The sequence below is a fragment of the Amycolatopsis sp. NPDC089917 genome, from assembly GCF_040684635.1.
In the GTDB taxonomy this organism is placed as follows: domain Bacteria; phylum Actinomycetota; class Actinomycetes; order Mycobacteriales; family Pseudonocardiaceae; genus Amycolatopsis.
Map to the genome: position 1 here is coordinate 17,219 of NZ_JBFBGL010000046.1, position 24,677 is coordinate 41,895.

At 69.5% G+C, this 24,677-nt stretch carries 25 protein-coding genes; 9 read left to right on the forward strand and 16 right to left on the reverse strand.

Translation table 11 applies throughout. The features are described 5' to 3' along the window. The 3 genes from AB0N89_RS28710 (at position 1) to AB0N89_RS28720 (ending at position 2,822) form a co-directional block, all read left to right on the forward strand. Complete coding sequence (locus AB0N89_RS28710) at positions 1–1,218, forward strand: cytochrome P450 (protein WP_364210500.1); 1,218 nt, start codon at positions 1–3, stop codon at positions 1,216–1,218. Positions 1,219–1,550: 332 nt separating this feature from the next. Continuing rightward, positions 1,551–2,093 (forward strand): GNAT family N-acetyltransferase, encoded by a 543-nt coding sequence (locus AB0N89_RS28715; RefSeq protein ID WP_364210503.1) that lies wholly within the window; start codon positions 1,551–1,553, stop codon positions 2,091–2,093. A gap of 111 nt (positions 2,094–2,204) precedes the next feature. Next, positions 2,205–2,822 carry a hypothetical protein gene (locus AB0N89_RS28720; protein ID WP_364210653.1) on the forward strand — a complete coding sequence of 206 codons (618 nt, stop codon included), beginning with the start codon at positions 2,205–2,207 and terminating at the stop codon, positions 2,820–2,822. Here the strand turns inward: AB0N89_RS28720 and AB0N89_RS28725 are convergent. Continuing rightward, a complete protein-coding gene (locus tag AB0N89_RS28725) occupies positions 2,819–3,598 on the reverse strand; it encodes an endonuclease (protein ID WP_364210506.1) in 780 nt (259 codons plus the stop codon). The genes AB0N89_RS28720 and AB0N89_RS28725 overlap by 4 nt on opposite strands. Positions 3,599–3,782: 184 nt before the next feature. On the opposite strand from AB0N89_RS28725, the gene AB0N89_RS28730 reads away from it, so the two are divergent. Beyond that, positions 3,783–4,169, forward strand: a complete 387-nt coding sequence (locus AB0N89_RS28730) for a hypothetical protein (protein ID WP_364210509.1) — start codon at positions 3,783–3,785, stop codon at positions 4,167–4,169. Here the strand turns inward: AB0N89_RS28730 and AB0N89_RS28735 are convergent. Together AB0N89_RS28735 and AB0N89_RS28740 are read right to left on the reverse strand one after the other, a co-directional pair. Beyond that, positions 4,166–5,353: an FAD-dependent monooxygenase gene (locus tag AB0N89_RS28735; protein WP_364210512.1), complete on the reverse strand. Its 1,188-nt coding sequence runs from the start codon at positions 5,351–5,353 to the stop codon at positions 4,166–4,168. The genes AB0N89_RS28730 and AB0N89_RS28735 overlap by 4 nt on opposite strands. Positions 5,354–5,373: 20 nt before the next feature. Further along, complete coding sequence (locus tag AB0N89_RS28740) at positions 5,374–6,816, reverse strand: MFS transporter (protein ID WP_364210515.1); 1,443 nt, start codon at positions 6,814–6,816, stop codon at positions 5,374–5,376. Between the two features lie 96 nt (positions 6,817–6,912). Here AB0N89_RS28740 and AB0N89_RS28745 point away from each other — a divergent pair, with 96 nt between their 5' ends. Together AB0N89_RS28745 and AB0N89_RS28750 are read left to right on the forward strand one after the other, a co-directional pair. Continuing rightward, positions 6,913–7,548 (forward strand): TetR/AcrR family transcriptional regulator, encoded by a 636-nt coding sequence (locus AB0N89_RS28745; protein ID WP_364210518.1) that lies wholly within the window; start codon positions 6,913–6,915, stop codon positions 7,546–7,548. Between the two features lie 25 nt (positions 7,549–7,573). Then, positions 7,574–8,011: a PPOX class F420-dependent oxidoreductase gene (locus AB0N89_RS28750; RefSeq protein WP_364210521.1), complete on the forward strand. Its 438-nt coding sequence runs from the start codon at positions 7,574–7,576 to the stop codon at positions 8,009–8,011. A gap of 8 nt (positions 8,012–8,019) precedes the next feature. Here the strand turns inward: AB0N89_RS28750 and AB0N89_RS28755 are convergent, their stop codons facing one another. Beyond that, positions 8,020–9,084, reverse strand: coding sequence for a DUF6348 family protein (locus AB0N89_RS28755; protein ID WP_364210524.1), 1,065 nt, complete (start codon positions 9,082–9,084; stop codon positions 8,020–8,022). An 82-nt stretch (positions 9,085–9,166) separates the two neighbouring features. Here AB0N89_RS28755 and AB0N89_RS28760 point away from each other — a divergent pair, with 82 nt between their 5' ends. Together AB0N89_RS28760 and AB0N89_RS28765 are read left to right on the forward strand one after the other, a co-directional pair. Then, positions 9,167–9,682, forward strand: coding sequence for a MarR family transcriptional regulator (locus AB0N89_RS28760; protein WP_364210527.1), 516 nt, complete (start codon positions 9,167–9,169; stop codon positions 9,680–9,682). A gap of 15 nt (positions 9,683–9,697) precedes the next feature. Next, positions 9,698–10,846, forward strand: a complete 1,149-nt coding sequence (locus tag AB0N89_RS28765) for a cytochrome P450 (RefSeq protein ID WP_364210530.1) — start codon at positions 9,698–9,700, stop codon at positions 10,844–10,846. Positions 10,847–10,903: 57 nt separating this feature from the next. Here AB0N89_RS28765 and AB0N89_RS28770 read toward each other — a convergent pair whose 3' ends face one another. From AB0N89_RS28770 to AB0N89_RS28780, 3 genes are all read right to left on the reverse strand, one after another. Continuing rightward, entirely contained in the window at positions 10,904–11,569 is a 666-nt protein-coding gene (locus AB0N89_RS28770) for a hypothetical protein (RefSeq protein ID WP_364210533.1), read from the reverse strand. 28 nt (positions 11,570–11,597) lie between these two features. Continuing rightward, positions 11,598–12,281: a hypothetical protein gene (locus AB0N89_RS28775; RefSeq protein ID WP_364210536.1), complete on the reverse strand. Its 684-nt coding sequence runs from the start codon at positions 12,279–12,281 to the stop codon at positions 11,598–11,600. 130 nt (positions 12,282–12,411) lie between these two features. After that, positions 12,412–13,413, reverse strand: a complete 1,002-nt coding sequence (locus tag AB0N89_RS28780) for a zinc-binding alcohol dehydrogenase family protein (RefSeq protein WP_364210656.1) — start codon at positions 13,411–13,413, stop codon at positions 12,412–12,414. A gap of 314 nt (positions 13,414–13,727) precedes the next feature. On the opposite strand from AB0N89_RS28780, the gene AB0N89_RS28785 reads away from it, so the two are divergent. Then, the gene (locus tag AB0N89_RS28785) at positions 13,728–14,204 is read left to right on the forward strand and encodes an MFS transporter (protein WP_364210539.1); all 477 of its coding nucleotides are present in this window, start codon (positions 13,728–13,730) and stop codon (positions 14,202–14,204) included. On the opposite strand, the gene AB0N89_RS28790 is transcribed toward AB0N89_RS28785, so the two are convergent. Genes AB0N89_RS28790 through AB0N89_RS28830 form a run of 9 tightly spaced genes read right to left on the reverse strand, consistent with a single transcriptional unit; the run spans position 14,133 to position 24,616 of the window. Further along, positions 14,133–15,701 carry an isochorismatase family protein gene (locus AB0N89_RS28790; protein ID WP_364210542.1) on the reverse strand — a complete coding sequence of 523 codons (1,569 nt, stop codon included), beginning with the start codon at positions 15,699–15,701 and terminating at the stop codon, positions 14,133–14,135. The genes AB0N89_RS28785 and AB0N89_RS28790 overlap by 72 nt on opposite strands. Beyond that, the gene (locus AB0N89_RS28795) at positions 15,688–16,344 is read right to left on the reverse strand and encodes an SRPBCC family protein (RefSeq protein ID WP_364210545.1); all 657 of its coding nucleotides are present in this window, start codon (positions 16,342–16,344) and stop codon (positions 15,688–15,690) included. The genes AB0N89_RS28790 and AB0N89_RS28795 overlap by 14 nt, the downstream gene beginning before the upstream one ends. Further along, positions 16,341–16,841 carry a (2Fe-2S)-binding protein gene (locus tag AB0N89_RS28800; protein ID WP_364210548.1) on the reverse strand — a complete coding sequence of 167 codons (501 nt, stop codon included), beginning with the start codon at positions 16,839–16,841 and terminating at the stop codon, positions 16,341–16,343. The genes AB0N89_RS28795 and AB0N89_RS28800 overlap by 4 nt, the downstream gene beginning before the upstream one ends. After that, on the reverse strand, positions 16,838–19,231 hold the full coding sequence (locus tag AB0N89_RS28805) for a xanthine dehydrogenase family protein molybdopterin-binding subunit (protein ID WP_364210551.1): 2,394 nt from the start codon (positions 19,229–19,231) through the stop codon (positions 16,838–16,840). Before AB0N89_RS28805 ends, AB0N89_RS28800 begins: the two co-directional genes overlap by 4 nt. Continuing rightward, a complete protein-coding gene (locus AB0N89_RS28810) occupies positions 19,228–20,094 on the reverse strand; it encodes an FAD binding domain-containing protein (protein WP_364210554.1) in 867 nt (288 codons plus the stop codon). The genes AB0N89_RS28805 and AB0N89_RS28810 overlap by 4 nt, the downstream gene beginning before the upstream one ends. Then, entirely contained in the window at positions 20,091–21,491 is a 1,401-nt protein-coding gene (locus AB0N89_RS28815; RefSeq protein WP_364210557.1) for an MFS transporter, read from the reverse strand. The genes AB0N89_RS28810 and AB0N89_RS28815 overlap by 4 nt, the downstream gene beginning before the upstream one ends. A gap of 35 nt (positions 21,492–21,526) precedes the next feature. Beyond that, a complete protein-coding gene (locus AB0N89_RS28820; protein ID WP_364210560.1) occupies positions 21,527–22,798 on the reverse strand; it encodes an FAD-dependent oxidoreductase in 1,272 nt (423 codons plus the stop codon). Then, on the reverse strand, positions 22,776–23,573 hold the full coding sequence (locus tag AB0N89_RS28825; RefSeq protein WP_364210563.1) for an Asp/Glu racemase: 798 nt from the start codon (positions 23,571–23,573) through the stop codon (positions 22,776–22,778). The genes AB0N89_RS28820 and AB0N89_RS28825 overlap by 23 nt, the downstream gene beginning before the upstream one ends. Next, positions 23,570–24,616: a leucyl aminopeptidase gene (locus tag AB0N89_RS28830; protein ID WP_364210566.1), complete on the reverse strand. Its 1,047-nt coding sequence runs from the start codon at positions 24,614–24,616 to the stop codon at positions 23,570–23,572. Before AB0N89_RS28830 ends, AB0N89_RS28825 begins: the two co-directional genes overlap by 4 nt. Positions 24,617–24,677 lie beyond the last annotated feature (61 nt).

Sequence of the window (24,677 nt, forward strand, 5' to 3'; positions counted from 1 at the left end):
GTGACGCGTCCGCTGGTGCTGGACCCGAACGGCCACGACATCCACGCAGAAAACGATCGCCTGCGCGAGCGCGGCCCGCTCACCCGGGTGGAACTGCCAGGCGGTGTCGTGGCCTGGTCGGTGACGAGCTACGAATTGCTGCGCCGTCTGCTCAACGATCCGCGGGTATCGAAGGACGCCCGGCGACACTGGCCCGCTTTGGACGACATCAGCGCGGACTGGCCGTTGCTGGTGTGGGTTTCGGTGCGGAACATGTTCACCGCCTACGGCGCCGACCACCGGCGGCTGCGCTCGCTCGTGGCGCAGGCGTTCACCGCGCGGCGGATCGCGACGCTGGAACCGTGGATCACCGCGATCGTCTCCGGCCTGCTGGAGACGATCGCGGCCAAGCCCGCGGACGAACCCGTCGACCTGCGGGAGAGTTTCGCCTATCCGGTGCCCATCGAGGTGATCTGCCAGCTGTTCGGCGTGCCGGACCGGGCCCGCGCCAGGCTGCGCAAATCCGTCGACGTCTTCTTCCGGACCTCGGCGAGCCAGGTGGCGATGCTGGCCGCGTACCAGGACATCCACTCGACCTTCACCGACCTCGTCTCCGCCAAGCGCGCGGACCCCGGCGAAGACCTCACGACCGCGCTCATCGCCGCGCACACGCAGGAAGACGGCGCCTGCCTGGACGAGACCGAACTGATCGACACCCTGATCCTGTTCATCTCGGCCGGCCACGAGACCACCGTGAATCTCCTCGATCAGGCCATCACCGCCCTGCTCACCCATCCGGGCCAACTCGCCGAGATCCGCGCCGGGCGGATCTCCTGGCCGGACGCGATCGAGGAGACGCTGCGCTGGCAGGCGCCGGTCGCGCATCTGCCGCTGCGCTACGCGGTCGAGGACATCCATGTCGGCGACGTCGTCATCCGGAAGGGCGAGCCGATCCTGGCCGGATACGCCGCCGCCGGCCGGGATCCGGCGCTGCACGGGGAAGACGCCGACGCTTTCGACGTCGCCCGCACCGACAAGTCTCATGTCGCGTTCGGCCACGGAGTGCACCACTGCCTCGGCGCCCCGCTGGCCCGGCTGGAAGCGGCCATCGCGCTGCCCGCGCTGTTCGAACGGTTCCCCGACATGACGCTCGCGACCCCTCCGGAGGAGCTACGGCACCTCGATTCCTTCATCTCCAACGGACACCGCGTGCTGCCGGTGCTGCTGCACGGCCGTTAGCCCTTCCCAGGCACCTGCCGGGCTTTGGCCGCGGTTGATCGTCCGTGAGGGCCTCCTTCACAACCAGCCCCAGTACATGAAGGCCTTCCTTGCGCCTGGCGCAAGGAAGGGGGCCTTCATGTACTGCAAGCGACAAGGGCGGCAGTGGTCGTGAGTGGTAAGTGCCGTTCTGGCGGACGGGCATTTGTTTCCCCACTAAGCTGTCTTTGCGGGGCGAACCCGACCTTCCGCGGAACCGTCAGTCTCAAGCAGGCCAGGCGTGGGCAGGCAATACCGGCCCGTTGGAACGACACTTACCACTCACGACTCCCCTGCCTCCGAGAAGGACCGAAATGCCCGACCTTCGCCAAGCCCGGCTCTCCGACCACACAGCGATCGTCACTCGCGTGCAGCAGTGGTGGGGCGACTCCCGGAGCCCCGAACGGGCCCGCGAGCTTTCCCTTCTACTGCCCGAATTGTTCTTGCAGTTCTTCTCCGGCACGAGCCTGGTACTGGAGGACGACACCGGGATCAGGGCGTTCCTCGTCGGCTTTCACGCCCCTGAAAACGACGCGGAGGCGTACATCCATTTCGTGGGAGTGGATCCGGCGCTTCGCGAGCAGGGAACGGCCCGCCGTCTGTACACGACCTTCTTCCGGCGGGCCGCCGAGGCGGGCCGGATCGAGGTGCGGGCGATCACCTCGCCGGGCAACACCGGATCCATCGCCTTCCACCGTGCCATGGGGTTCACGCTCGAACCCGGTGACCGGACGGTCGGCGGGCTGCCCGTCCACGGCGACTACGACGGCCCGGGCCAGGATCGCGTGTGTTTCTTCAAGAAGATCGCCGAAGGGGTGTGTGGGATCAGAGACGTTCAACCACACCCCTCAGCCTGAGTAACATCCGCGCCCTCGTCGGCCACCTCAACCGAACACCTTCGCCCTACCCTCAAGAGAATTCGGCGGACAGAACGGACGTGCTTGCGCGACACTGCGCGGGTGATCACGATGCAGCCCGTACTGGAGGTCCACGCGTCCGACGACTTCGGACTCTGGCCTGTCACCGATGTCGAGTCGTTCGGCTATCTGGCGCTCAGCGGCGAACTCACGCCTCTGGAGGTCGGGACAGCGGTGATGCACATCGCCGTCTGCAACGACATCGATCCTGAGGGGGACGACCGCCCGCCCCGTCCCGCCGACCCACTCGGGTCGTTCCTGCACGGCTTGCTCACCTTCGACACGCTCTTCGCCGCCGGAGGGTTGAGGGTGGCGGACAGCGCCACCGGCGTGACGTTCCTGCCGGGTTGCTGCAACGGCCTCGAGGACTGGCGCGACTGGCACCGGGTCTTCGACAGCGAGTGGCAGATCTCGTTCGGGCACGATCCGGATCCCTGCGCCGAACGCCGCGGTGAGACCGTTCTGCTGACCGTCGACGCCGAACGGTCCGACAGCCCGGAAATCGAGCTGCCCGCCCTCGAACTCCGGCGACTGCTCGCCGGAGCCGAGGAAGACCTCGCCGGTTTCCTCGCGCTGGCGACCGATTGGGCCGGCGAGAACCTGTCCCACCACGCCGGTCCGGTCGCCGCGGCCCTCGCCCGCGCCCTGGATCTGCCGCCGGCCCGCTAGCCGTAGATGGAGGCGGCCCATTCCGGGTGGTCGATGAACGGGTTGCGGTTGTGCTGGAACTTGTCGAAGATGACTTGGTTCCGGCGCTGCTCGGTGGCGTCCGGCGGGTCCTGGGTGTTCCACTTCAGCAGGACCGAGAGACGGCCGATGTTGGGCTTCGAGCCGTTGTCGACGGCGTCGTTCGGTTCCAGGTCCGGGAAACCGTCCGTGCCGTCGTACCGCACGGCCATGTACAGGATCATCCGGGCCACGTCGCCCTTGACCGCGTCGCGCGGCTCGAACGAGTCGTCATCGGTCAGGCTCCCGGGCGCCTCCTCGACCGGCGAGCCACCGGCGTCGAAGTCCTTGTTCCCGCGGGTGCTGTTGACCGACGCGTCCTCGGCCCGGAGGTGGTGCAAGTCGGTGCCAGGTCCGGTGGCCGTGCCGAAGTCGCCGTGCGACTTGGCCCAGACGTGTTCCCGGTTCCAGTCGTCGACTCCCCCGCCGTTGGCCGTTTTCGCCTGCGAGCGGCCGCTGTAGAGCAGCACGACGTTCGCCGAGTTGGCCGGGTCCTCGTCGGTCGCCCTGATCCCGTCCCACACCTCGTCGTAGGTCAGCTTGGTATTGGTGCTGATGATCCCGTGCAACGCCGTCTTGAGTTCGGCACCGGTCTTGCCCAGGGCGTCCTGGTAGTAGTCGTCACCGGACACCGGTCCCGCGAAGGTCGGCGGCGCGACCGCGATGCCCAAAGCGGCGCCGAGTGCGAGAACCAGCGGGATACGGCGGACTGACTGCATGGACAGTTCCTCTCCCCAGAGGCGCCGACCCGGATCACCGTCTGCACAACCACAATCCCGGCAACGCATTAGTCGTCTAGTTGGAAAAATACTGTCATGCATGTCAAGGGAAACCACCTCCAAAAGTAGTATGCGAGCGCGTATCATCTATACTGTCAGATCATTGCGGACAAGAGGAGCGCGCGTGCTCAAGAGCAAGTGGATCACCGGCCCGGCGACGGACGTCGAGGGAGACGTCCTGGTCAGCGTCACGGAGTTGACCTTGAACGACTTCCGGCGAACGCCCGGCGCCTACTGGGCGGGTTACGCGCTCAGTCGCGAATGGCCCAGGCTGCCGGGCGCGGTCGGCACGTGGTTGTGGGCCGAACCGCTGCACCGGCGCCTGGGATCGGTCTCGGTCTGGCGTGACCGCGCCGGTCTGCGCGGTTTCGTCGGGCTCCCCGCCCACGTCCGGATCATGCGGAAGTACCACGATCTCGGCGTCACCCGCGCCACCAGCTGGCACACCGCCGAAGTCGATCCGCAGACCATCTGGCGGGCAGCCGACCGATGGCTGAAAGACCGCGCCTAGAAGGGCGAATCAGGCAGCGCGAGAGCCGTATGCGCCGGCCGCCCGGTTTCCGGCGCCGAGGTGCCCAAGCCGCGCAGTCTCTCGGTACGGTGCGCGAGGGCTTCCGCGGTGACCGGGAAGAGCGCCGCGTCGCCCACGCCGACCTGCGCTTGGTTCAACTCGGCGAACGGCCGGGTTTCGCCTTCGTAGCCGGCGAAGGCGGCGGTGTGGTCGCGATGGACGGCCAGGGACCGGGCCAGCATGTAGGCGCCGACGAGCGCGAGACTGGTTCCTTGCCCTGTCAGGAAAGACGGCGCGTACGCGGCATCGCCGACCAAGCCGATCCTGCCCTGAGACCATCGCGGCAAGTGGATCTGGCTGACGGTGTCGAAGAACAGGTCGTCCGCCTCGCGCATCGCGGCGATCATCGCCGGGATCTCCCAGCCGTCGCCTGCGAAGGTCTCGGCGACCAGATCACGTTGCGCTTCAGGATCGCGGAACAGCTCGTACGGCGGCTCGGGACGGGCGGCGACCAGGAACCCGTGGACCTTGTCGCTTCCCTTGACCGCGTAGAGCGCCGCCCCTCGGCCGGGTTTGTTCCAGAGCACGCCTTCCCGCGACAGCCCGAACTCGTTGGGCATGGTGAAACCGGCGAAGCAATATCCGAGATAGCGGTGGAACCGCCGCTCGTGACCGAAAACGAGTTCGCGCGTCCGCGAGTGCAGGCCGTCGGCGCCCACCACCAGATCGAAACCGCGCCGCGCCCCGCCGCGAAAGGTGACCTCGACGCCGTTTTCGTGTTCGGCGAGCGCCTCGACGGAGTCGTCGAACACGTACTCGACGTCGTCGCGCGTTGCCCCGTACAGGATTTCCGCCAGATCCCCGCGACGCACTTCGACGTCGCTCCCCTCGACTCCGCCGACCACCGCCTGCGGATGCACGGACGCCACCTCGCCGCCCTCGGCGTCGAGGAAGGTCAGCGACCGTGTTTCGATATGTGCTTCCCGCAGCCGCGGCAGGATTCCCATCCGGCGGGCCACTTCCAGCGCGGTGCCCCGCACGTCGATCGGGTAGCCACCCCCTCGGAGTTCGTGCGCCTTCTCGACCACGGTCACCGAGAATCCGCGCCGCCGCAACCAGAACGCGACCGCGGGTCCGGCGATACTCGCGCCGGAGACCAGGACCGTGCCTTTCGCTGTGTTCATTTCCTTTACTCCCAACACTGTCACAGAGAAGCCGGGAACGGCGTTTTGCCGCCACGGCGCGACTTGCGCACCAGAAAGACGACGAGGACCGCGGCCATCGCGAAGGCGGCGGTGGCGATCGTGATGTAGGTGAAGACACCCGCACCCGAGTTCACCGTTTCGCCGCCGGCGGAAACGGTGGTCGACTTGAGCACCGCCGAGCCCACGAAGTCCAGGACCACCGATCCGATCGCCACGACGACCATGACCAGGCTGGACACGATCCCCTGCCGGTCGGCGGAGGCCAGGCCGCCCGCCACGTTGAAACCGGAGGTGCCGAGGACACCGACCGTGAAACCCAGCAGGAAAGCGAAAAAGACCGCGACGGGGAACTGGGAGACCCCGAAGAACATCCCGACGGTCCCCACGGTTCCGAGCGCGATCCCGCCCGCCAGGGTCAGGACCGGCCCGACGCGCGTGGCGAGCACTCCGGCCACGGGGCCGCCGATCATGACGCCGATGCCGGGCGCCGCGAGCAACAGGGCCAGCGTTCCCTGGCCCGCCAGGCCGTAGCCGAGCCCCTGCTCCCCCGGCACGTCGCTGACCAGCGGAATGAGCTGGAGCATGCTCTGGTACGAACCGGTGCCGAGCACGAGCACCAGCAGTGTGAGCACCAAGGGCGCGCCGAGGTTCCGGACATCGATCAGGGAATCGGGCTGCCGGCTCGAAACCAGGAACCACCTGGCGAAGGCCGCGACACCACCGGCGAGCAGACCCAGCGGACCGACGGCGAACCAGCCGAACTCCGAGCCGAGGCTGACGTAGCTGAGCACCCCGGCCAGGCCACCGCCGAGCAGCAGGGCCCCGCCGACGTCGATCCGGCCCGGCGTCTTGAGCGCGGACTCGGGAAGGACGTTGTGCACGCAGATCGCCATCGCGATCGCGACGGCGGCCGAGATGAGGAACAAGATCTGGAAACCGAACTCCGCGGCCAGTTTCTCGGTGAGGAAACGGGATCCGATGTTGAGCACCGCGGATCCGGAGGTCACGATGCCCACCACGATCATCGCGATCCGGGGCGCGCAGATCTCGCGGACGATCGCGACGGAAAGGAACAGGGCGGCGACGGCCGCTCCCTGCAGCAGACGTCCCGGCACGAAAACCCAGAGGCTGGGGGCCACCGCGCAGACGAGGGCGCCCCCGCAGCTGATCAGCAAGGTCAGCACGAGCACCTTGCGTTTGCCGTGGACGTCGGCGCTCTTGCCGAGCAGCGGCGCCCACATCACGCCCGCCAGCATCGCGCTGGCGTTGATCCACGCCGTCTGATCGGTGCCGAAGTGGTCGAGCATTTCCGGAAGGACGAGCAGCGGCGCGGTGATGGCCGTGTCGACCATGAAGTTGACCAGGACCAGGACGGCCACCAGGCCGATGAGCCGCCCGGTCCACCTCGTATGCGGTCCGGCGTCGATCCTGCTCTCCTGCATGAAGACTCCTTGTGCGGGATTCAGGGAGACGGCCTGCCCGCCTCAAAAACTACACTACACAGTGCAGTGTAGTAGAACTGAGAATACGATGAGAAGATGGCGACCCCGAGAGCGACCGCGCGGACACCCGGCAGGCGACTGCGGGCCGAGACCAAACGAGCGGCCATCCTTGACGCGGCCGAGGCGTTGTTCGTGTCGGACGGCTACGAACTCACCAGCGTCGACGCGATCTCCGCGCGCGCCGGGGTGTCCAAGCGCACCGTCTACGACCACTTCGGCGACAAGCAGACCCTCTTCCGCAGCGTTCTCGGACGCGCCAACGACGCCGTGGTCGCGACCGTGCGCAAGGCGATCGACGAGGAATTGACCGACGACAGGGACATTCGCGACGCCTTGCTCGGCTTCACCCGGCGGGTGACGACGGGGATGTTCCCCACTTCGGACTACGCGACGTTCAGGCGGCTGAGTTCGCAGGCCCCCGTGGCGCCACGGCTACCGGAGGCCGCGCGCGACCAGCCCGAACAGATGATGGAGGAACGCTTCGCGAAGTTCGCGGCGGACGGGAGGCTCCGGCTGACCGATCCGCGGCGCGCCATGCAGCATTTCGTAGCCCTGACGATGCGCCTGGTCCTCGACGTGACCGACGAGGACCGAACGGCGGGAGAACCGGAGATCCTCGGGATCCTCACCGACGGGGTGGACGTGTTCCTGCGCGCCTATCGTGGGACTTGACGGGAGCGCCGACGAAGGAGATCACGTGACCGGGTTGAGCGAACAGGTCCGCGAGTGGGTCGCGGCGGCGAAGTTCTGGCATCTGGCGACGGTGAACCGGGACGGTTCGCCTCACGTGTCGCCCATGTGGATCGACGTCGAAGGCGAGTACATCGTGTTCAACACCGCCGTCGGCCGGGTCAAAGAGGAGAACCTGCGCCACGATCCTCGCGTGTCACTGTCCTGTATGGACAGTGTCAATCCCTATGACCGGGTGGTCGTCCATGGCCGGGTGGTCGAATTCGTCGAAGGCGACGAGGCGGAGCAGAGCATGGACCGGCTGGCGAAGAAGTACGTCGGGACCGACCGGTTCGAATGGCGGATCCCGGGTGAGCGACGGGTCAAGATCCTCGTCGAACCGACCCGCGCCCGCCATGTCGTCGGAGTCGAGCCTTTCCGGCGCGGTGCCGAGCCCGGCGCCTGATCCCGGACCTACGCCTCGGCGGGCACGAGCAATCCGAACACCCGCACCGCGACCCGGCCCTCCGGCAGCGGCGCCGGGCTGTCCGCCACCACCGCCTCACCACCGGACCACGGCTCGCTGTCCAGCAGGACCTCGTTGTTCAGCAACTCGCCGTCGTTGTGCGCGGCGAACAACCGGAGCCCGTGCACCTTCCGGCTGAGTTTCTCCGCGCGCAGCGCGTCCAGCAACCGGTCCAGAAGTGGCCCGACGGGTGGCACGTTCTCGGCGAAAAGGGTGATCTGCGCGCCGATCACCAGGTCGAACACGCCGTCCGGATGGTCGTACCGCTCGCGCTCGACCTGATCGGACGCGGAGCCGGGCAGCAGCAGGCCGTCGATGATCGGGTGCAGGGCCCCGGTGCCGAACATGTTCACCGCACGGCCGATCGCGTCACGCCACGTGGCGCCGTGCCCGGCGAAGCTCTCGACCAGCCACGGCTTGGCCAGCGCGGGATGCGACACGGCGAAATCGACCTGCGCCATCACCATCCCCGCGGGAGCCGGATGCACGACGAGCGTCCCATCGACCTTCGTGTCGTCGTCGAGCGGGATTCCGTGCTCTCGCAGGAACTCCTCGAACACCGCCCGCGGTGACGGCACGCCGCCGTCACCTTCGCCGGCGGGTTCCAGATCCTTGAACAGCCTCGGCTCGCCGAGTTCCAGGTCGGTGAGTTGCGATCCCGCGTTGAGAGCCTCGTTGATCACGGCGAACGTACTGCTGCGCAGCGCGATCCGCTCGAACTCCGCCCGGCTCGCGTACTGGGCGCGTTCGAACGCGGCCACGAAAACCGGCTCCTGCGCGAGGAGGACCTTCCCGCGCGAATCGAGCACAGCGTCCGGGTACGTGACGTCCGGCAGCAGGCGCCGGACGTATGCCATCGGCAGGAAGACCAGCAGTCTTTCGGCCAGCCACGGCTCGACTCCCGCGCCGGTCAGCCCTTCCCACACCTGCTCGTCGCCCGGCGGTTCCTCGCCGGCGCAGAACGCGGCGATCCCGACCTCGATCGCGGCGTCGAGCCCCCATGATCCGATCACCGCCGAAGTCTATGCGCGGCGACGAAGGCGGCGGCGACCCGCCACTGGCACACTCCATCGTTTTCGATGTATCGTTTCCGATATGAAAGCCGGTGAGCTGTACCTGCTCGGCAAACACTTGATGGAGCTCGCCTCCCAGGGCATGCGCGACGACGCCGATCCCGAGGTGCCGGAGATCTACCTCGTGCTGATCTCGGTGATCGTCGAGGCGCCGGGGCTGTCGATCAGCGAGCTGACCGCGCGCACCGGTTTCGCGCAGAGCCATGTCTCGGCCGCCGTCGCCAAGTTGCGTGAACGAGGCGCGCTTCGCACGCATCCGGACCCAGCAGACCGCCGCCGCACGCTGGTCACCCCGGCCGACGGCCTGATCCAGGCGGTCGCGCGACGTCAGCAGCGTGACGCTGAGCAGGTCCTCGCCGCCGCGCTCGCCGAGCTCGATCCGGACACCGGCTCGGTCAAGGAGCGCGCCGCGCGTCTGGTCCGGGCGGCCGACGAGCTGTACCGCCTGCTCACCGCGCGTGCGCTCAAGGTGGGCGGGGACGCTCTGATGCCGCTGCATTCACTGGCCGAAGAGGTGACCGGCAAACCGAAGAAGTAAAGGGGGAGGAAACACATGGACTACCCGTTCGCGGCGACCGGACCGCTGCGCTGCCCGCCCGAACTCGTCCGGAGACAGGCCGAGGAACCCGTCAGCCGCGTGCATCTCGCGACCGGCGAGGACGCCTGGCTCGTCACCCGCTACGACGACATCCGCGCCCTGCTGGCCGATCCGCGATTCCGCGTCTGGCTTCCCGGGGTCCCCGCGACCGGCGCGGACGATCTGCTCTTCACCATGAACGGCCCCGGACACACGCGGCTCAGGCGCATCGCGGGCAAGGCACTCACCCCGCGGCGGGTGGAGCTCCTGCGACCGCGAGTGGAAACGATCGCGGAGGACCTGGTCGCGAAGCTGATCGCGCAGGGGCAGCCCGCGGAAATCCTGGAGGGGTACGCGATCCCGTTCTCCCTCGCGGTGCTGAACGAGCTCCTCGGCGTCCCGCCGTCGGCGCGTGACGATCTGCGGGCCTGGGCGGACGGCATGCTCGCGGTGTTCACCGCGCCGAGCTACGAGGAGATGACCGAGGCCGCACGGAAGCTGGGTGACTACCTCGCGAAACTGGTCGAGGCGAAACGCCGCGCCCCCGGCGAGGACCTGCTGACCGGCCTGCTCCAGGCCCGTGGCGACGACGGCGACACGCTGTCAGCGGACGAGGTCACCCAGCTCGCGTTCGCGATCCTGCTCGGCGGATACGTCCCACCCGCGAACGCCTTGGCCCAGATGGTGCTACGGCTGGCGGCCGAGCCGGATCTTCCCCGCGATCCCGCCACACTGCCCGCGCTGATCGAAGAGTTCCTGCGCCAGGACGCGGGTTCGGCCGCCGATCAGGGACGAGTGGCGATCGAGGACACCGAGATCGGCGGGGTGCCGATCCGCGCGGGCGACTTCGTCCTCGCTTCGCTGCGCGCGGGCAACCACGACCCCCGGCGGTTTCCCGATCCCGTACTGGCCGATCCCCTTCGCACGCAAGGACATCTCACCTTCGGCCACGGACCGCACCATTGCCTCAGCGCGGCACTGGCCCGGCTGCACCTGCGGACCGGCGTCACCGCCCTGCTGGCGGCCGCGCCGGGGCTGCGTCTCGCGGTGCCTTCCGAAGAAGTCGCCTGGCGGCGGATGTTCCTGACGCTCCAGGGCCCGGTCGCGGTGCCGATCGCCTGGTGACCGCCCGCGCGGCCGGCCCGGCGGGAAATCCACCGGCCGGCCGCGCGACGCCGTCCCTCAGTTCCGTGCTCCTTCGGGCTTCGGGATCGGGACGCAAGGGAACTTGCGGTCGTCGTAGAACTCGGTCTTGCCGGGACCGCACAGTTCCATGTCCCCTGGGATGTCCGCGTCGTCCGCGAGGTGGAATCCGACGACGCCGATGACGGTGTCGCCGGCCTCGATGTCGGTCCGGGTGATGCCGCCCGCGAGCCACGTCCGGGTGCGCCACGTGTTGTCGGCGACCTCCTTTTCGAGCCCGGTGGCCGGACTCGCCTTGAGGTAGCAGACGTCGGCGCTTTCGTTCTTGTACCCGTTGCAGGTCCCCTTCGAGAGGTTGACCTTGGCTTCGAGGAAATCGAGCCTGGCCCCCTTCACGCCGCGGTCGGGCAGTTCACCGGTCACGGCCAGGTAGACGGCGAGATAGTGCTCGCCAGGCTTGGCGGATTTCCCGGCCAGCTCCGGCGTCCACACGACGTCGACGGGTTTCACCTGGATGCCCACCGGCGCGCCCGGTTCCACAGTGGACAGAGCCTTTCCGGGGAAATCGGCGAACCGGGTGTACTTCGGACCGGCCTCGCTCGCGGGCGCGCCGTCCGGCGCGGTGTTGTCGCCGCCGCTTCCCGAACACGCGCCGACCAGGACCGTGAGACCCACGACGAGCGCGGGCAGAATGCGTTTTGCCATGTGTCGTCCTTCGTCGAACGTTCGCCGGTCAGCTCCGGGCGCCTTCCGGTTTCGGGATCGGGACACAGGGGAATTTGCCGGTGTCGACCGAGTCCTCTTTGGTCGGTCCGCACAGCTGCAGCCCCTCGGCCTTCTCGCTGTCCGTCACGCTGAATCCGACGACGCCGATCTTGGTCTCGCCCTTCCCGATGTCCCTGCCCATCAGGGAATCCGCCTGCCACTTCTCGTCGCGCCACGTGTTGTCGGCGACCTCGTCCCTGAGATCGCTGGCCGGATAGGCCTCCTTGAAGCAGTACTTGGGGGCCTCGTCCGGCGCGTACGGGTCACATTTCTTCCCGCCCGGGTTGTCGTACCGGAGTTGCAGGTACTTGATCTTGGCCTTCTGCACGCCGCGATCGGCGAGTTCGCCGGTCACCGCCACGTAGACCGCGAGGTAGTGGCTTCCCCCTTTGGCAGGCACGTCGGCCAGCGACGGGGTCCAGACCGCGTCGACGGCCTTCACCTGGATCCCCAGGTCCATCCCCGATTCCGTGGTGGCGAGCGCCTGGCCGGGGAAGTCGGCGAACTGCGTGTACTTCGGACCGGACTGGGTGGTGGCCGGGGCACCGGACGCCGCATCACCGGCGCCCGCCGCCGAATCGCCGCCGCCGGAACACCCGGCGACCAGTAAGGCGATGCCCGCGACCAGCGCGGACAGGAGCCGAGTTGACATGTGGAGCCCCTCCGTCAGAGACATGTGACATTCTCAAGCTGAGTGTCACTATGCACTACGACGCGACGGCGCGCAGCAAGGTTCCGAGGTTTTGGAGATGCGATCGGACGAGGGCAGGCCCCGCGTGACGTCAGGTCGCGCGGAGGACGGCCGCGCCGTTCACCCGGTCCGCAGCCAGATCGGACAGCGCACGGTCCGCCTGATCGAGTGAATACGGTCGCGTGCTCACCGCGAGGTGATGATCTCCGGCGAAGCTCAGGAATTCCCGCGCTTCGACGCGCGTGTTCGCCGTGACGCTCCGGATCTGGCGCTCCTGGAACAGGTGCCGCTGATAGTTCAGCGAAGGGACGTCCGAGAGGTGGATCCCCGCGATCGCCAGCGTCCCGCCGCGGTCGAGTGCTTCGAGCGCGGGCGGCACCAGTTCGCCGGCGGGCGCGAACAGGATCGCCGAGTCCAGCGGCTCGGGCGGCGGCTCCGTGGCTCCCACCGCGGTGGCCGCGCCGAGTTCCAACGCCAGTTCGCGCGCTTCCTCGCTGCGGGTCATCACGTGCACGGTGACACCTCGGGCGATCGCCACCTGCGCGGTCAGATGCGCGCTCCCGCCGAATCCGTAGACGCCCAGCCGCCCTCCTTCGGGCACGGCGGCGCGTTCCAGCGCGTGGTAGCCGATCAGGCCGGCGCACAGGAGCGGAGCGAGTTCGTCGTCGGTGTAGCCCGACTGCAGCGGAAGCGCGTAGGCCGCCGGGACGACGGCGAATTCCGCGTAGCCGCCGTCCTCGTCCCAGCCGGTGTATCGCGAGCCCGGGCAGAGATTCTCCCTGCCACGCAAGCAGTATCGGCAGGTGCCGCACGTCTCGCGCAGCCACGCGATCCCGGCACGGTCGCCGACGGCGAATCCGTCCGTCCCGGCTCCCGCGGCGACCACCTCGCCGACGACCTCGTGCCCCGGCGTCACCCCCGCCCGGTGCACGGGCAGATCACCCTCGGCGACGTGCAGATCGGTGCGGCACACGCCGCAGACCAGCACCCGGACCAGCAACTCCCCCGCACCGGGCCGCGGAGCGGCCACCCGTGACCAGTCGAGCGGCCCGGAGGCCATCGGGCCGGGGCGTCCGACCCGCCAGGCGTGCATCCGCGTCGGCAATTCCTGCACGTTCGGCCTCCTCGGTCGCGCTCGCCACCCTCGTCCAGGATGGCGCGCCCGCGGCGACGGCGCATCACCCCGTGGATACGACAACCTTGGCGCCGGCCCCGAGGCGAAGGGGGCTTTCCGCGCGTGCGATGACAGGAAAGTCCCCTTCGCCTCGCTCGTCGTCGCCGGGCACCAGTCCGTGAAGGCCTCCTTGAGGGCAGAGTCCCTCAAGGAGGCCTTCACGGACTTGGCGCACGGAGAAGCCGGGCAAGTGGCAGGTGCTGGTGGTGCGGGTTCCGGCGGCGGGTCGCCGTGTGGCGCGAACTGCGCCGGATCGGGGCACTCCCCTGATGACCGGCTGCGCGGTGTCGCTGCTGGCGCTGTGTTCCGCGTTGGCGCAGCCGTGGTCCGGCCGCGCCGGTGACGACGGACGGCTGCGTACCGGCGTCGGCATGGCCGGTGGGCTCGGCCTGGCCGCGGCCGGGATGGCTTGGGGCGCACTGGTTCCCGGAGTCGCCGGGATACTGGCGGCGGCCGCCGCCATCGGCGTCGGGGTCGGGCTGGCGACGCCGCTCGGGTTCGCGCATCTGGCCTCGGTGACGCCGCCCGAACGGCTCGGGCAGTCCATGGGCGCGGCCGAGGTCGGCCGCGAACTCGGCGACGCCGGGGGCCCGCTACTGGTCGGCGCGATCGCGGCCGCGGCCACCCTGGGCACCGGCCTACTCGGGCTCGCCGCCGTGCTCGTCGTCGCCGCGCTGGCCATCCCCGGCACGCGGACCGCCGCTCGCTGACACCAGTTTCCCCAACACCTCACGCAGGGCCGCCAGTCCTTCTTCCGGCCGGTCCCAGAAGACCATGTGCCCGGCATCCGGGACCTCGGCGAATTCGGCCGACGGATTGTGCTCGACGGCTTCGGCCGCACCGGCGGCGGTGACGACCGGGCTCGCGCCGCCGTACAGGAAGAACGCCGGCGCGGGCACCTTCGGCCAGTCGTCGAAGAAGTCTTCGGCTTCGAACCCGGCGTGGGTGGCGGCGATCGCGGCCCGGGAGCACGAAGAGAGCCAGCGAGCGCGCAATTCCTGTTCCCGGCGCAACCATCGCGGCCACGACCGGGCCACCTCGTCGGCGTCGGTTCCTCTGCGGGCCTGGTCGAGCTGGCCGAGGAAAGCGTCGAGAGTGGTCGGGTACGGCCCGCGTCCGGGGCCGCTCAGCGGGGGGTCGACCAGCACGGTGCCACGAAGGGACAAGCGGCCGGTGACCGCGGCCCGCGCGGCGATCCGCGCGCCCATGGAGTGCCCGAGGAGGATCGGATCGCGCAGGCCGAGTCCGGCCACGACCGCTTCGACATCGGCGGCGTAGCCAGCGAGGTCGTAACCGTGCGCGTCATCGGACAGTCCACGGCCGCGGACGTCGAGCACGAGCGGGCGCACGAGATCGGTGAGCCGCCGCGCCACGAAGTCCATCGTCACCGCAGGGCTGGTGATCCCGGGCAGCACGAGCACCGGGACGCCGTCGGCGGGTCCGTAGTCGAGCACGTGCAGCCGGACCTGCCCCGACGTCACCCAGCGGCTGGTCGCGGGCACGTCGCCGAGATCGGCCAAGGCGGGCTGGGTGAGCGTGCGGCGATCCGAGGTTTCCGCGAGATACGCCACCGCGTCGTCGAGGGCGACGACGTCGGCGTACTTCGCCTGCAAGTCGAACAGGGCGGCGTCGTGTGGCCCGCGAGCGCGGTCGCCGCAGGCTTCCCGGACGACGAGCGTGGCGAAACCGGACTGGACCGCGTCGACGGCGGTCGCGCGGACGCAGCCCGAAGTGGTGGCGCCGCAGACGAGAACGGTGTCCACGGCCAAGCCCGAGAGGTGGGCGGCCAGCGCGGTCCCGTGGAACGCCGACGCGCCCTTCTTCACGACGAGATGGTCGCCGTCGCGCTGGTCCAGACGCGGATCGAGGGTGACGGCGTCGCTTCCTTCGAGCAGCGCCCGCATCCCCGGCGCTTTCCGGAGCCAGGCGACGGAGTCACCGTCCGCCTCGGCTCTGGTGTAGGCGATCGCGGTGTGGATCACCGGGACGCCGTGCCGCCGGGCTTCGGCCACGAGGGCGGCGGCCGCGGTCACTTCGGCGGTGAGGTCGGCGCCGCTGGGGAATTCCGGTTCGGTGAATCCCCGGGTCAGGTCGACCACGATCAGCGCCGGACGCGATCCGCGGCGTGCCGCCGCGCCGAAACCGGCCCGGTCGTACACGGTGTCGGTTTCGGCCCCGTGCAGGCCGGGCTGGTCATCGACGGGCACGCTGCAGCTCCTTGATCAGTTTGTCCTGGGTGCGGATCCGGCCCAGCAGCCAGCCCTGGAACAGGCCGAGCGCCGCGGCGGCCGCGATGACGCCGTAGCGCTTGACGCCCGCGGGAAGCAGCACGGCCAGCCCGTCGACGGCTTCCGGAGCGGCGGCGGGAACGGCCTTGGGGACGGACGCGGGTTCCGCCGGGCCGGGCCGCGCCCGCAGCTGGTCCGCCAGGTTGCGGGCGAACTGGTCGAGCAGCCGGGTGGACACGGCGCCGATCGCGCCTTTGCCGAACTGGGCGAGTTTGCCGCGGATCGACAGGTCGGTGCGGAGCTCGATGGTGGCGCCTCCGGGCGCCTCGCGCACGGTCAGCGTGACCTCGGCTTCGGCGTCACCGTTGCCGTGGCTGTCCGCTCCCCTGGCCAGCAAACGCAGTCTGCGCTCGTCTTCGGTGACCTCGGTGAACCGCACGGTGCCGGAGTAGGCGGCGGTGATCGGGCCGACCTTGACCTTGACGCGGCCGAGGTACGCGTCGTCCTCCTTGCCGTCGAGGGTCGCGCCGGGCAGGCAGCCCGCCACGCGCTCGACGTCGTTGATCAAGACGAAGACCGCGCCGGGATCGGCCGGGACGGAAAGCTGGTTCTCCAGGATCACGCTGTCGCCTCCTTTTCCGCGGCGTGGCAACGGCGGACGGCCGTCTCCTCGACCGCGTCCACGATCGTCTGATATCCGGTGCAGCGGCACAGATTCGCCGACACGGCCTCGCGGATCTCCTCGCGCCCGGCGTCCGGCCGCTGGGCGAGGAACCCTTCGGCCAGCATCAGGAATCCGGGCGTGCAGAACCCGCACTGAAGACCGTGGTGCGCGCTGAAAGCCTGCTGCAGATCGGAAAGTTCACCGTCGCGGTTCAACGACTCGACCGTGCGGATGTCGGCGTTCTCCGCCTGGACGGCGAACATCAGGCAAGCCCGCACCGGTTCTCCGTCGACGAGGACGGTGCAGGCGCCGCACACCCCGTGCTCGCAGCCGACGTGGGTGCCGGTGAGCCCGAGGTCGTGGCGCAGGACGTCGACCAGGGTCTTGCGCGGCTCGACGAGGACCTCGTGTTCGGAATCGTTGACTTTCAGTTCGATCAGGTGCCGGTCGCTCATGTCGGGACGCTCATTTCCCCGTGGCTCACCGCGTCGAGCGCGGCGAGCACGGTCTGCGGATGTACCGGGGTCGCGTCGAGTTCGACGCCCGTGTGGCGCAGGGCGTCGTTGACCGCGTTCAGCACGGCGGCGGGCGCGCCGATGGTGCCGCCCTCCCCCGCGCCTTTCGCCCCGTTTTCGGTGAACGCGCAAGGCGTTTCGAGGTGGGTGACGGAGATGTCGGGGATCTCGGTGGCGGTCGGGACGAGGTAGTCGATGAAGCTCGCGGTCGACGGCTCCCCGTTGCCCGCGTACGTGATCTCCTCGAACAGCGCGCCGGCGATGCCCTGGGCGATCCCGCCGCGGCACTGTCCGTCGACGACCTGCGGATGGATCACCACGCCGCAGTCCTCCACGCACGCGTAGCGCAGGATCTTGATCTGACCGGTCCCGGGATCGGCCTCGACGACCACGGCGTGCGTGGCGTTGGAGAAGGTGCCGTCGCCGGGAACATCGAAGCTCGCCGTGGCCGTCAGCGTCGGTTCGACGTCCTTGGGCAGCAGATGACTGCGCAGGTAGGCGACGTCGGCGATCTCCTCGAACGACGCGCGCCGCTCGGGGTCGTCGATCTGGACGACGCCTCCGTCACCGTCGAGGCGGACGTTGTCGGCGCTCGTTTCCAGCAGGTGCGCGGCGATCTCGCACAGCAGTTCACCGAGCTTCCCGGCCGCGAGGGCCACCGCCGAGCCGCCGATCGTCACCGAGCGGGACGCGAAAGTCCCCCAGCCGTAGGCGATGCGTTCGGTGTCGCCCTGCCGGAGCTTGACCTGGTCGAGGTGCAGGCCCAGCCGGTCGGCCACGATCTGCGCCAGCGTCGTCTCGTGCGACTGGCCGTGGTTCATCGTGCCGCTGGTGACCACGACGGAACCGGTGGTGTCCATCCGGATCTCGGAGATGTCGAACCCGGGGACCACGGCCATCTTCCGTTTGGCGAAGGCTCCCGAGCCGTATCCGGTCCGCTCCGAGAAGCAGCAGTAGCCGATGCCGATGTGCCTGCCTTCAGCGGCGGCGCGGTCCCGGATGTCGTACCAGCCCTCGTCGCGGATCGTGGCTTCGGCGAGTTCTAGCGATTCGCGGTAGGTGCCGGGGTCGTAGGTGATGGCGTTGACACCGGTGTACGGGAACTGGGTGATCACGTTGCGCCGCCGGATCTCGACCGGATCGAGCCCGAGTTCGCGGGCGGCGCGTTCCATGACCCGCTCGATCGTCATGACGTATTGGGGACGGCTGACCCCGCGATACGGCGCAGTCGGCGCCTTGTTGCTGGCGATGGCGCGAGCCCGGACGCGGTACTCGGGCACCTGGTACACGCTCGGCATCTCGGCCGACGCCATCAGCGGCTCGATCCCCGCCGTGAACGGATAGCAGGAATAGGCGCCCATGTCGCAGACGACGTCGACGTCCAGCGCGGTGATCCGCCCGTCCCCGTCGAACGCCGCCCGGGTGCGGTAACGCTGTTCCCTGGCAAGGAATCCCGCCGTGAGCGCCTCACGGCGGTCCTCGATCCATTTCACCGGCCGGTTCAGCCGTCGTGCCGCCGCCGCGACCGCGATCTCCTCGCGGCCGACGACGCATTTCTGGCCGAATCCGCCGCCCATGTCCGGGACCGTGACCCGCACGGTGCGTTCGGCGACCCGCAGCGAACGCGCCATCGCCGTGCGCACCTGATGCGGTACCTGGGTACACATCTGGACGAGCAACTGGTCGTCGCGATCATCCCAGGACGCGACCACTCCCCGCGTCTCCAGCGGGAGCGCGTTCTGCCGTCCGCTGTTCGTGACGACCTCGACCACCGTGTGAGCCGCTTCGAACGCGGCGTCGACGCCTGGTGTGTCGAACATCGAGACGTCGACCAGCACGTTTCCCGGCGCTTCGTCGTGCACGAGCGGCGCGCCCTCGGCGAACGCCGTCTCCTCGGACACGATCGCTTCGAGCGGCGCGTAATCCACCACGGCGGCCTCGACACCGTCCTCGGCGCTGTACGGATCGCGTGCGACGACCAGCGCGACCGGTTCGCCGGTGAACCGCACCTTCTCCCGGGCGAGGATCGGCATCGCGGTCGGCGAGAACTCCTCGGGCGGACGGTCGAGCAGCGCGACGATGTCACCGAGCTCCAGATCGGCCGCCGTGTACGCGGCGACGACCCCTTCGACCGCCAGGGTGGCCGACAGGTCGATCCCGGTGATCGTGCCGTGCGCGACGGTGGAGCGGACGAACGCCGCGTGCAGCAGGCCGGGCAGCTGGATGTCGTCGACGAACCGGCCCCGGCCGGTGAGCAGGCGAGGGTCTTCGCGCCGGGGTACCGATGCCCCGACCCAGCGCCCGTTTCGCCCGTCGAACCGCGCGGTCATCGCGTTTCTCCTTTCTCCCAGGCTTCGTGCAGCGCCTGGGTGACGAGGGTGCGCGCCAGCCGCCGACGGTAGGCGGCGCTGCCCGCCGCGTCGTCGGGTGGATCGATGGCCGCCGCCGCGGCCTCCCCGCATTCGGCGAACAGCGCCGGTCCGGGGGCGCCGCCGGCGAGCACGGCCTCGGCCTCGGGCACCCGGACGGGCGCGGGTGCGACGCCGCCGAGCACGACCCGTCCCCCGGCTTCGGCATCAAGACTCACTGCGGCGTCCACGATCGCGAAGTCACCGTGGCGGCGGGCGAACTCGGTCAGCGCGGCCTTCGGCGCCGGTCGGGTGAAGTTCACGGCCGTCACGACCTCGTCCGGTTCGACGGCCGTGGTGTAGAAGCCGTGGAACATCTCCGCGGCCGGGATCTCCCGGGGACCGCCCGGGCCTTCCGCCACGATCACCGCGTCGAGCAGCAGCGCGAGCAGGCACCATTCCGCGGTCGCGTCGCCGTGCACGATGCTGCCCGCCACCGTGCCGCGCGACCGGATCGGCAGATGCCCGACCCAGCGCATCGCGCGGGAGAGCACGGAGAAATCCGGGCCGAGCTCGGCGATCTCCACCGTCCGATGGGTGACCATCGCACCGATCGTGAGGACGGATCCGTTGCGCCGCAAGGCGTTCAGCGCGGGTTCCCGGCGCAGCGGGCCCAGGTCCACGAGCGCCGTCGGCCGGGCGAGCCGGAAGTTCATCATCGGCATCAGGCTCTGGCCGCCGGCGATGAGTTTCGGGTCCTCGCCCGCCGCGGCGAGCTCGCCGAGCAGGCTGACGGCGTCGGTGACGTCGTGGGCCCGGTGGTAGCGGAACGCGGCGGGCTTCACAGGGCGGACCTCGTGGCGGGAGGCGTCTCGGTGACGGGTTCGGACGCGTCGACGATCCGGTCGAGTTCGCGGCCGCGGGTCTCCGGCGCGCCCATCATCATGAACGCGACCGCGGCCACCACGAGGACACCGAGCACGGTGAAGGTGAGCGGCAGCCCGAGCACCGGCCAGAGGACGCTGCCGAACAGCAGCGGCGCGAACCCGGTGATCGCCCGGCTCGACGACGACGCCCAGCCGAAGCCCGAGGCGCGGAGTTCGGTCGGGTAGAGCTCGGAGACGTAGGCGTACATCACCGGGATGACACACAGCGCGAACAGGCCGAACGCGCCGATCGCCACGACCGCCGCCGCGGGCGAGTCCAGCAGCAGCGAGAACACGACCAGCGACAGCGCGGTGAGCGGCCCGGCGACGGCGATGATCCGTTTGCGGCCGACCTTGTCGACCAGGAGCACGGCCACCGCGACCCCGACGATGCCGAGCGCGTTCATCAACGCGGTCGAGGCGAAGGCGGCGATCTCGCTCAGCCCCTGCGCCTTCAGGATGGACGGCATCCAGCTGAGCGCGGCGTAATAGACCAGCATGACGCTGATGAACAGCGACCACGCGACCGCCGTGATCCGCGGGTTGTACGCCCATACCCGGCGCAGCTGGTCGAACGCCGCCGCGATCGCGCCGCCCCGGGTGTCCTCCACGACGGCGGGCGGGATCGAATACGGCTCCGGTGTCGTCCCCGTGCGGCGGACGAGGTCGTCGATGACGGCGCGTGCTTCGGCCTCACGGCCCTTGCGGACCAGGTACAGCGGCGATTCCGGCACACCGCGCCGGACCCAGAACAGCAGCAGCGCGGGCAGGATCATCAGCACCAGCATCCAGCGCCAGTTGCCCTGGACCGGGAGCAGCACCGTCGCGGTGACGGCGGCCAGCGTCGTCCCGACGGGCCACCAGCCGTCCATCGCCGACAGGACCCGGCCGCGATGGCGGCGTGGGGAGAACTCGCTGACGATCGCGTAGTCGACCGGGATGCAGCCGCCGAGCCCGATACCCGCCAGGAACCGCAGGGCCAGGAAGGTCTCGACGTTCGGGGCTAGCGCGCCGAGCACGGAGAACAACGCGAACAGCAGGAGCGTGACGCTGAACGCCTTCTTGCGGCCGATCCGGTCCGCGATCGTGCCCCAGACGACCGCGCCCACGGCCATGCCGATCAGGTTCGCGGTCGCCACCAGTCCCTTGGTCCCGGCGGACAACCCGAATTCCGTCCCGACCAGCGGGGTGAGGAACCCGTTCAACGCGACGTCCCAGGCGTCGAACATGTAGCCCAGCCCGCCGATCAGGAAGATCTTTCCCTGCACGCTCCAACGCCAGGGCAGGTCCTGGACGATCTGATCACCAGTACGCATGAACCGCTCCGTTGCGATTTGCCGACCAGCGCGCCTCAGCGGGCGAACTGGTAGTGGATGGACTCGGTGTCGGGGTCGGTGAGCGGGCTGCCGTTCCACAGCCAGTCGTAGGACACGTCGGATTCGCCGTCGAAGCGCCGCAGCTTCTCGTCCCGTTCGCGCTGCTCGGGACCGTCGGGCAGGTGATAGAAGTCCATGTTCTGCAACGAGGCGTCCTGGACCATCCCCGCGTGCTTGGCCCGCCGGTCGACATAGCGGACGAGGGCACCGTCGATCCCGTCGCGCGTGACACGGCCCAGCTCCTCGGCCAGCACGGCCGCGTCCTCCATCGCCTGCGAGGCGCCTTGCGCCTGGTACGGCAGCATCGCGTGGCACGCGTCGCCGAGCAGGGCGACCCGGCCGTCCACCCACACCGGATCACGGCGCCGACGGTACATCGCCCACACCGAGACGTCTTCGTCCTTCGCCTTGGCCAGCATGGTCGGGACCCGATCGTCCCAGTCGTGGTACTCGGCGGCGAGTTCGGCGGCGGTGGCGGGCCCGCTCCAGTCCCTGGCGACCGCTTCGGTGCACGGCACGATCGCGACCACGTTGAGATACTCCCCGCCACGGATCATGTAGTGCACCAGGTGTTTGTTGGGGCCGTACCAGATCGTGGAGTGGTACCGGTCGGCCAGGAACCGGGTGGCGGGGTCCTGCGCGATCAGGTCGCCGGAGATCAGGGCCCGGTAGGCCATCTCGCCCGAGAACGCGAGCGTGTCGTCGAATCCGGCCAGGTCGCGCACCGAAGACCGGATGCCGTCCGCCCCGACCACGACGTCGCCCGTGAACCGGCGTCCGTCGGCGGTGAGCACGGCGGGCCGGTCCGGCACCGTCCGGTCGAGTTCGACCACCCGCGCGCCGGTCGCCACCCGCACCACCGGACCGGCGCCGTCCGGGTCGAGACAGGCGTCGAGCAGGACGCGGTGCAGGTCGGCGCGGTGGTAGTGCCAGTAGGGGGCGCCGTACTGGTCGATCACCCTCCCGCCGAGCGCCAGCTGGGCGATGATGCTCCCGTCGGCCCAGCGGCGGCGGACCTGGTCCTGCGGCTCCGTCCGCACCCGCTCCAGGTCGGCGCGCAACCCGAGTCCGATGAGGATCCGGCTGGCGTTCGGCGCGGTCTGGATCCCGGCGCCGATCTCGCCCAGTTCCGGTGCGGCCTCGACCACGGTGACGCGCAGGCCCCGTTGCCGCAGGGACAACGCCGCGCAGAGCCCACCGAGCCCGCCTCCGACGACAACGACCTCAAACGACTGACTCGCGGCCATGCCCGCCTCCCGTCTTCGTCACGGCTTTCGCTCCACCGAGCAGGCTTCCGGCACCCGGCACCGTCGGCTCGACGCCGAGTTCCGAGAGGATCCGGTACGTCGTGGCGGTCGCCGCCGACAGGACCGGGATCCCGACCTCGTCCTCCACCGGCTGGATCGCGGGCAGCGACGGCATCTGGACGCAGGCGGAGAGCACCAGCGCGTCCACATCGGACAGATTGAGCCTGCGATGGTGCTCGTGCAACCCGGCCGGGTCCAGCCGCGCCACGGCGAGGTTGTCCGGCACCTCGAGGGAAAGCGCGTCGGCGACCTCGAACCCGGCGTCCTCGATGTAGTCCGCCACCGCTTTGGTCAACGGCTTCATGTACGGCGTGATGATCGCGACCTTGCGGGCGTTCAGCGCCGCGAGGCCGGACAGCAGCGCGCCGGCACTGGAGACGACCGGCGACTCGCAGCCCTCGTCGCGCAGCACGCGCGTGATGTCGTCCTCCGCGGTGCAGTGGTAGCCGGGGCCCTGGGCCATGATCGCGACCAGGCACGCCGTGGCGACCACGTCCGGCCGGGCGTCGGCGAGTTCGGCCGCCGCCCGGCCCGCCTGGGCGTTCATCGCCCGCAGCTGTTCGGGTTCGACGTGCCGCATCCGGGCCCGCGCGGCATGGAAGACGAACCGGTCCCCTGGCTCGATCTCCTCCCTGGCGCGCAGCATCCGCGGCAGCTCGGTCTCCATCGTGAGGTTCGAGCTCGGGACGATCATCCCGATGTGGTGGTCGCTCATCGGCGAGCCGCCGGACGCATGTCGGCCACGGTCAGCTCGCCGTTGTCGACGATCAGTTCGTCGTCCAGGTACAGGGAATTGCCGCGCATCGGGATGTCGAAGTGGCACGGTGTGTCGTTCGGGCCGCCCAGTTCGTTGTTGGGCCCGATGGAGAACATGACGTTGCCGTAGAAACTCCGCAGTTCCATGCCCATCCCGCCGGGGAACTGGGTCAGGCCGTGCCAGTGCGCGCGTTCGTCCAGGCCCCAGCCCACGTGGCTCATGCCGTAGCCGCGGGGGTCCTCGAAGCTCTCGATGTACGAGCGCAGCAGATCCGCGTCCAATCCGGACGATCCGGCGCCGCCGCGGATGTCGCGGATGAAGCCCTGCTCGATGGTGATCTCGACCGGGGTCTGCACGTAGGTGTTGAACGGCAGCAAGACGTCGCCGGGCGACAGCACGATCTTCCCGTCGACGCCGTCGTCCGCGCCGCCGGTGAACACGAACGCCGCCGGCCAGTGGTCCCAGCGGCCTGGGGTGTCGGTGTAGCCGTATTCGGACAGCGTCGGATACACGCCGAGCTGATAGGTGACGTCCGTGCCCGCCGGGCTGGTGATCCGCATCGTGCCCGCCTTCGCGAGCAGCTCGGCCCCGATCTCGACGCGCTCGCGCAGTTCCTTCGTCGGCATGAGCCGGGCCAGCAGTTCGGGCGGCTCGACGGCGGTCAGGATCCGCGTACCCGCGTCCTGGATGGCGAACTGTTCCTTGCTGAACAACAGGAACGTGCAGTCGACCACCATGTCGACGCTCTTGAGCGCCTCGACGGCCAAAGGGATGTTCCCGAGTCCCGAATCGCCCACCGCCCACGCGCCCGCCGCGCTGGACGGCGAAGGCAGCCGCATGTGGTAGGCCGAAGCGCCCAGCTGCTGGGCGGCCCACAGGAAGGCGTCGGCGTACTCGGCCCGCTCGCCGCCTCGGGTCAGCACCACCACCGTCTCGCCCTCGTGCACCCCCGAGAACGTCAGCTGGCGCAAGCAGATGTCGTTGAACAGGTTCTGGTCCATCGTCGAACACCTCCACACTAATCCGAGCACGTACTATCCGAGTACGCTCTTTCATCCGAAC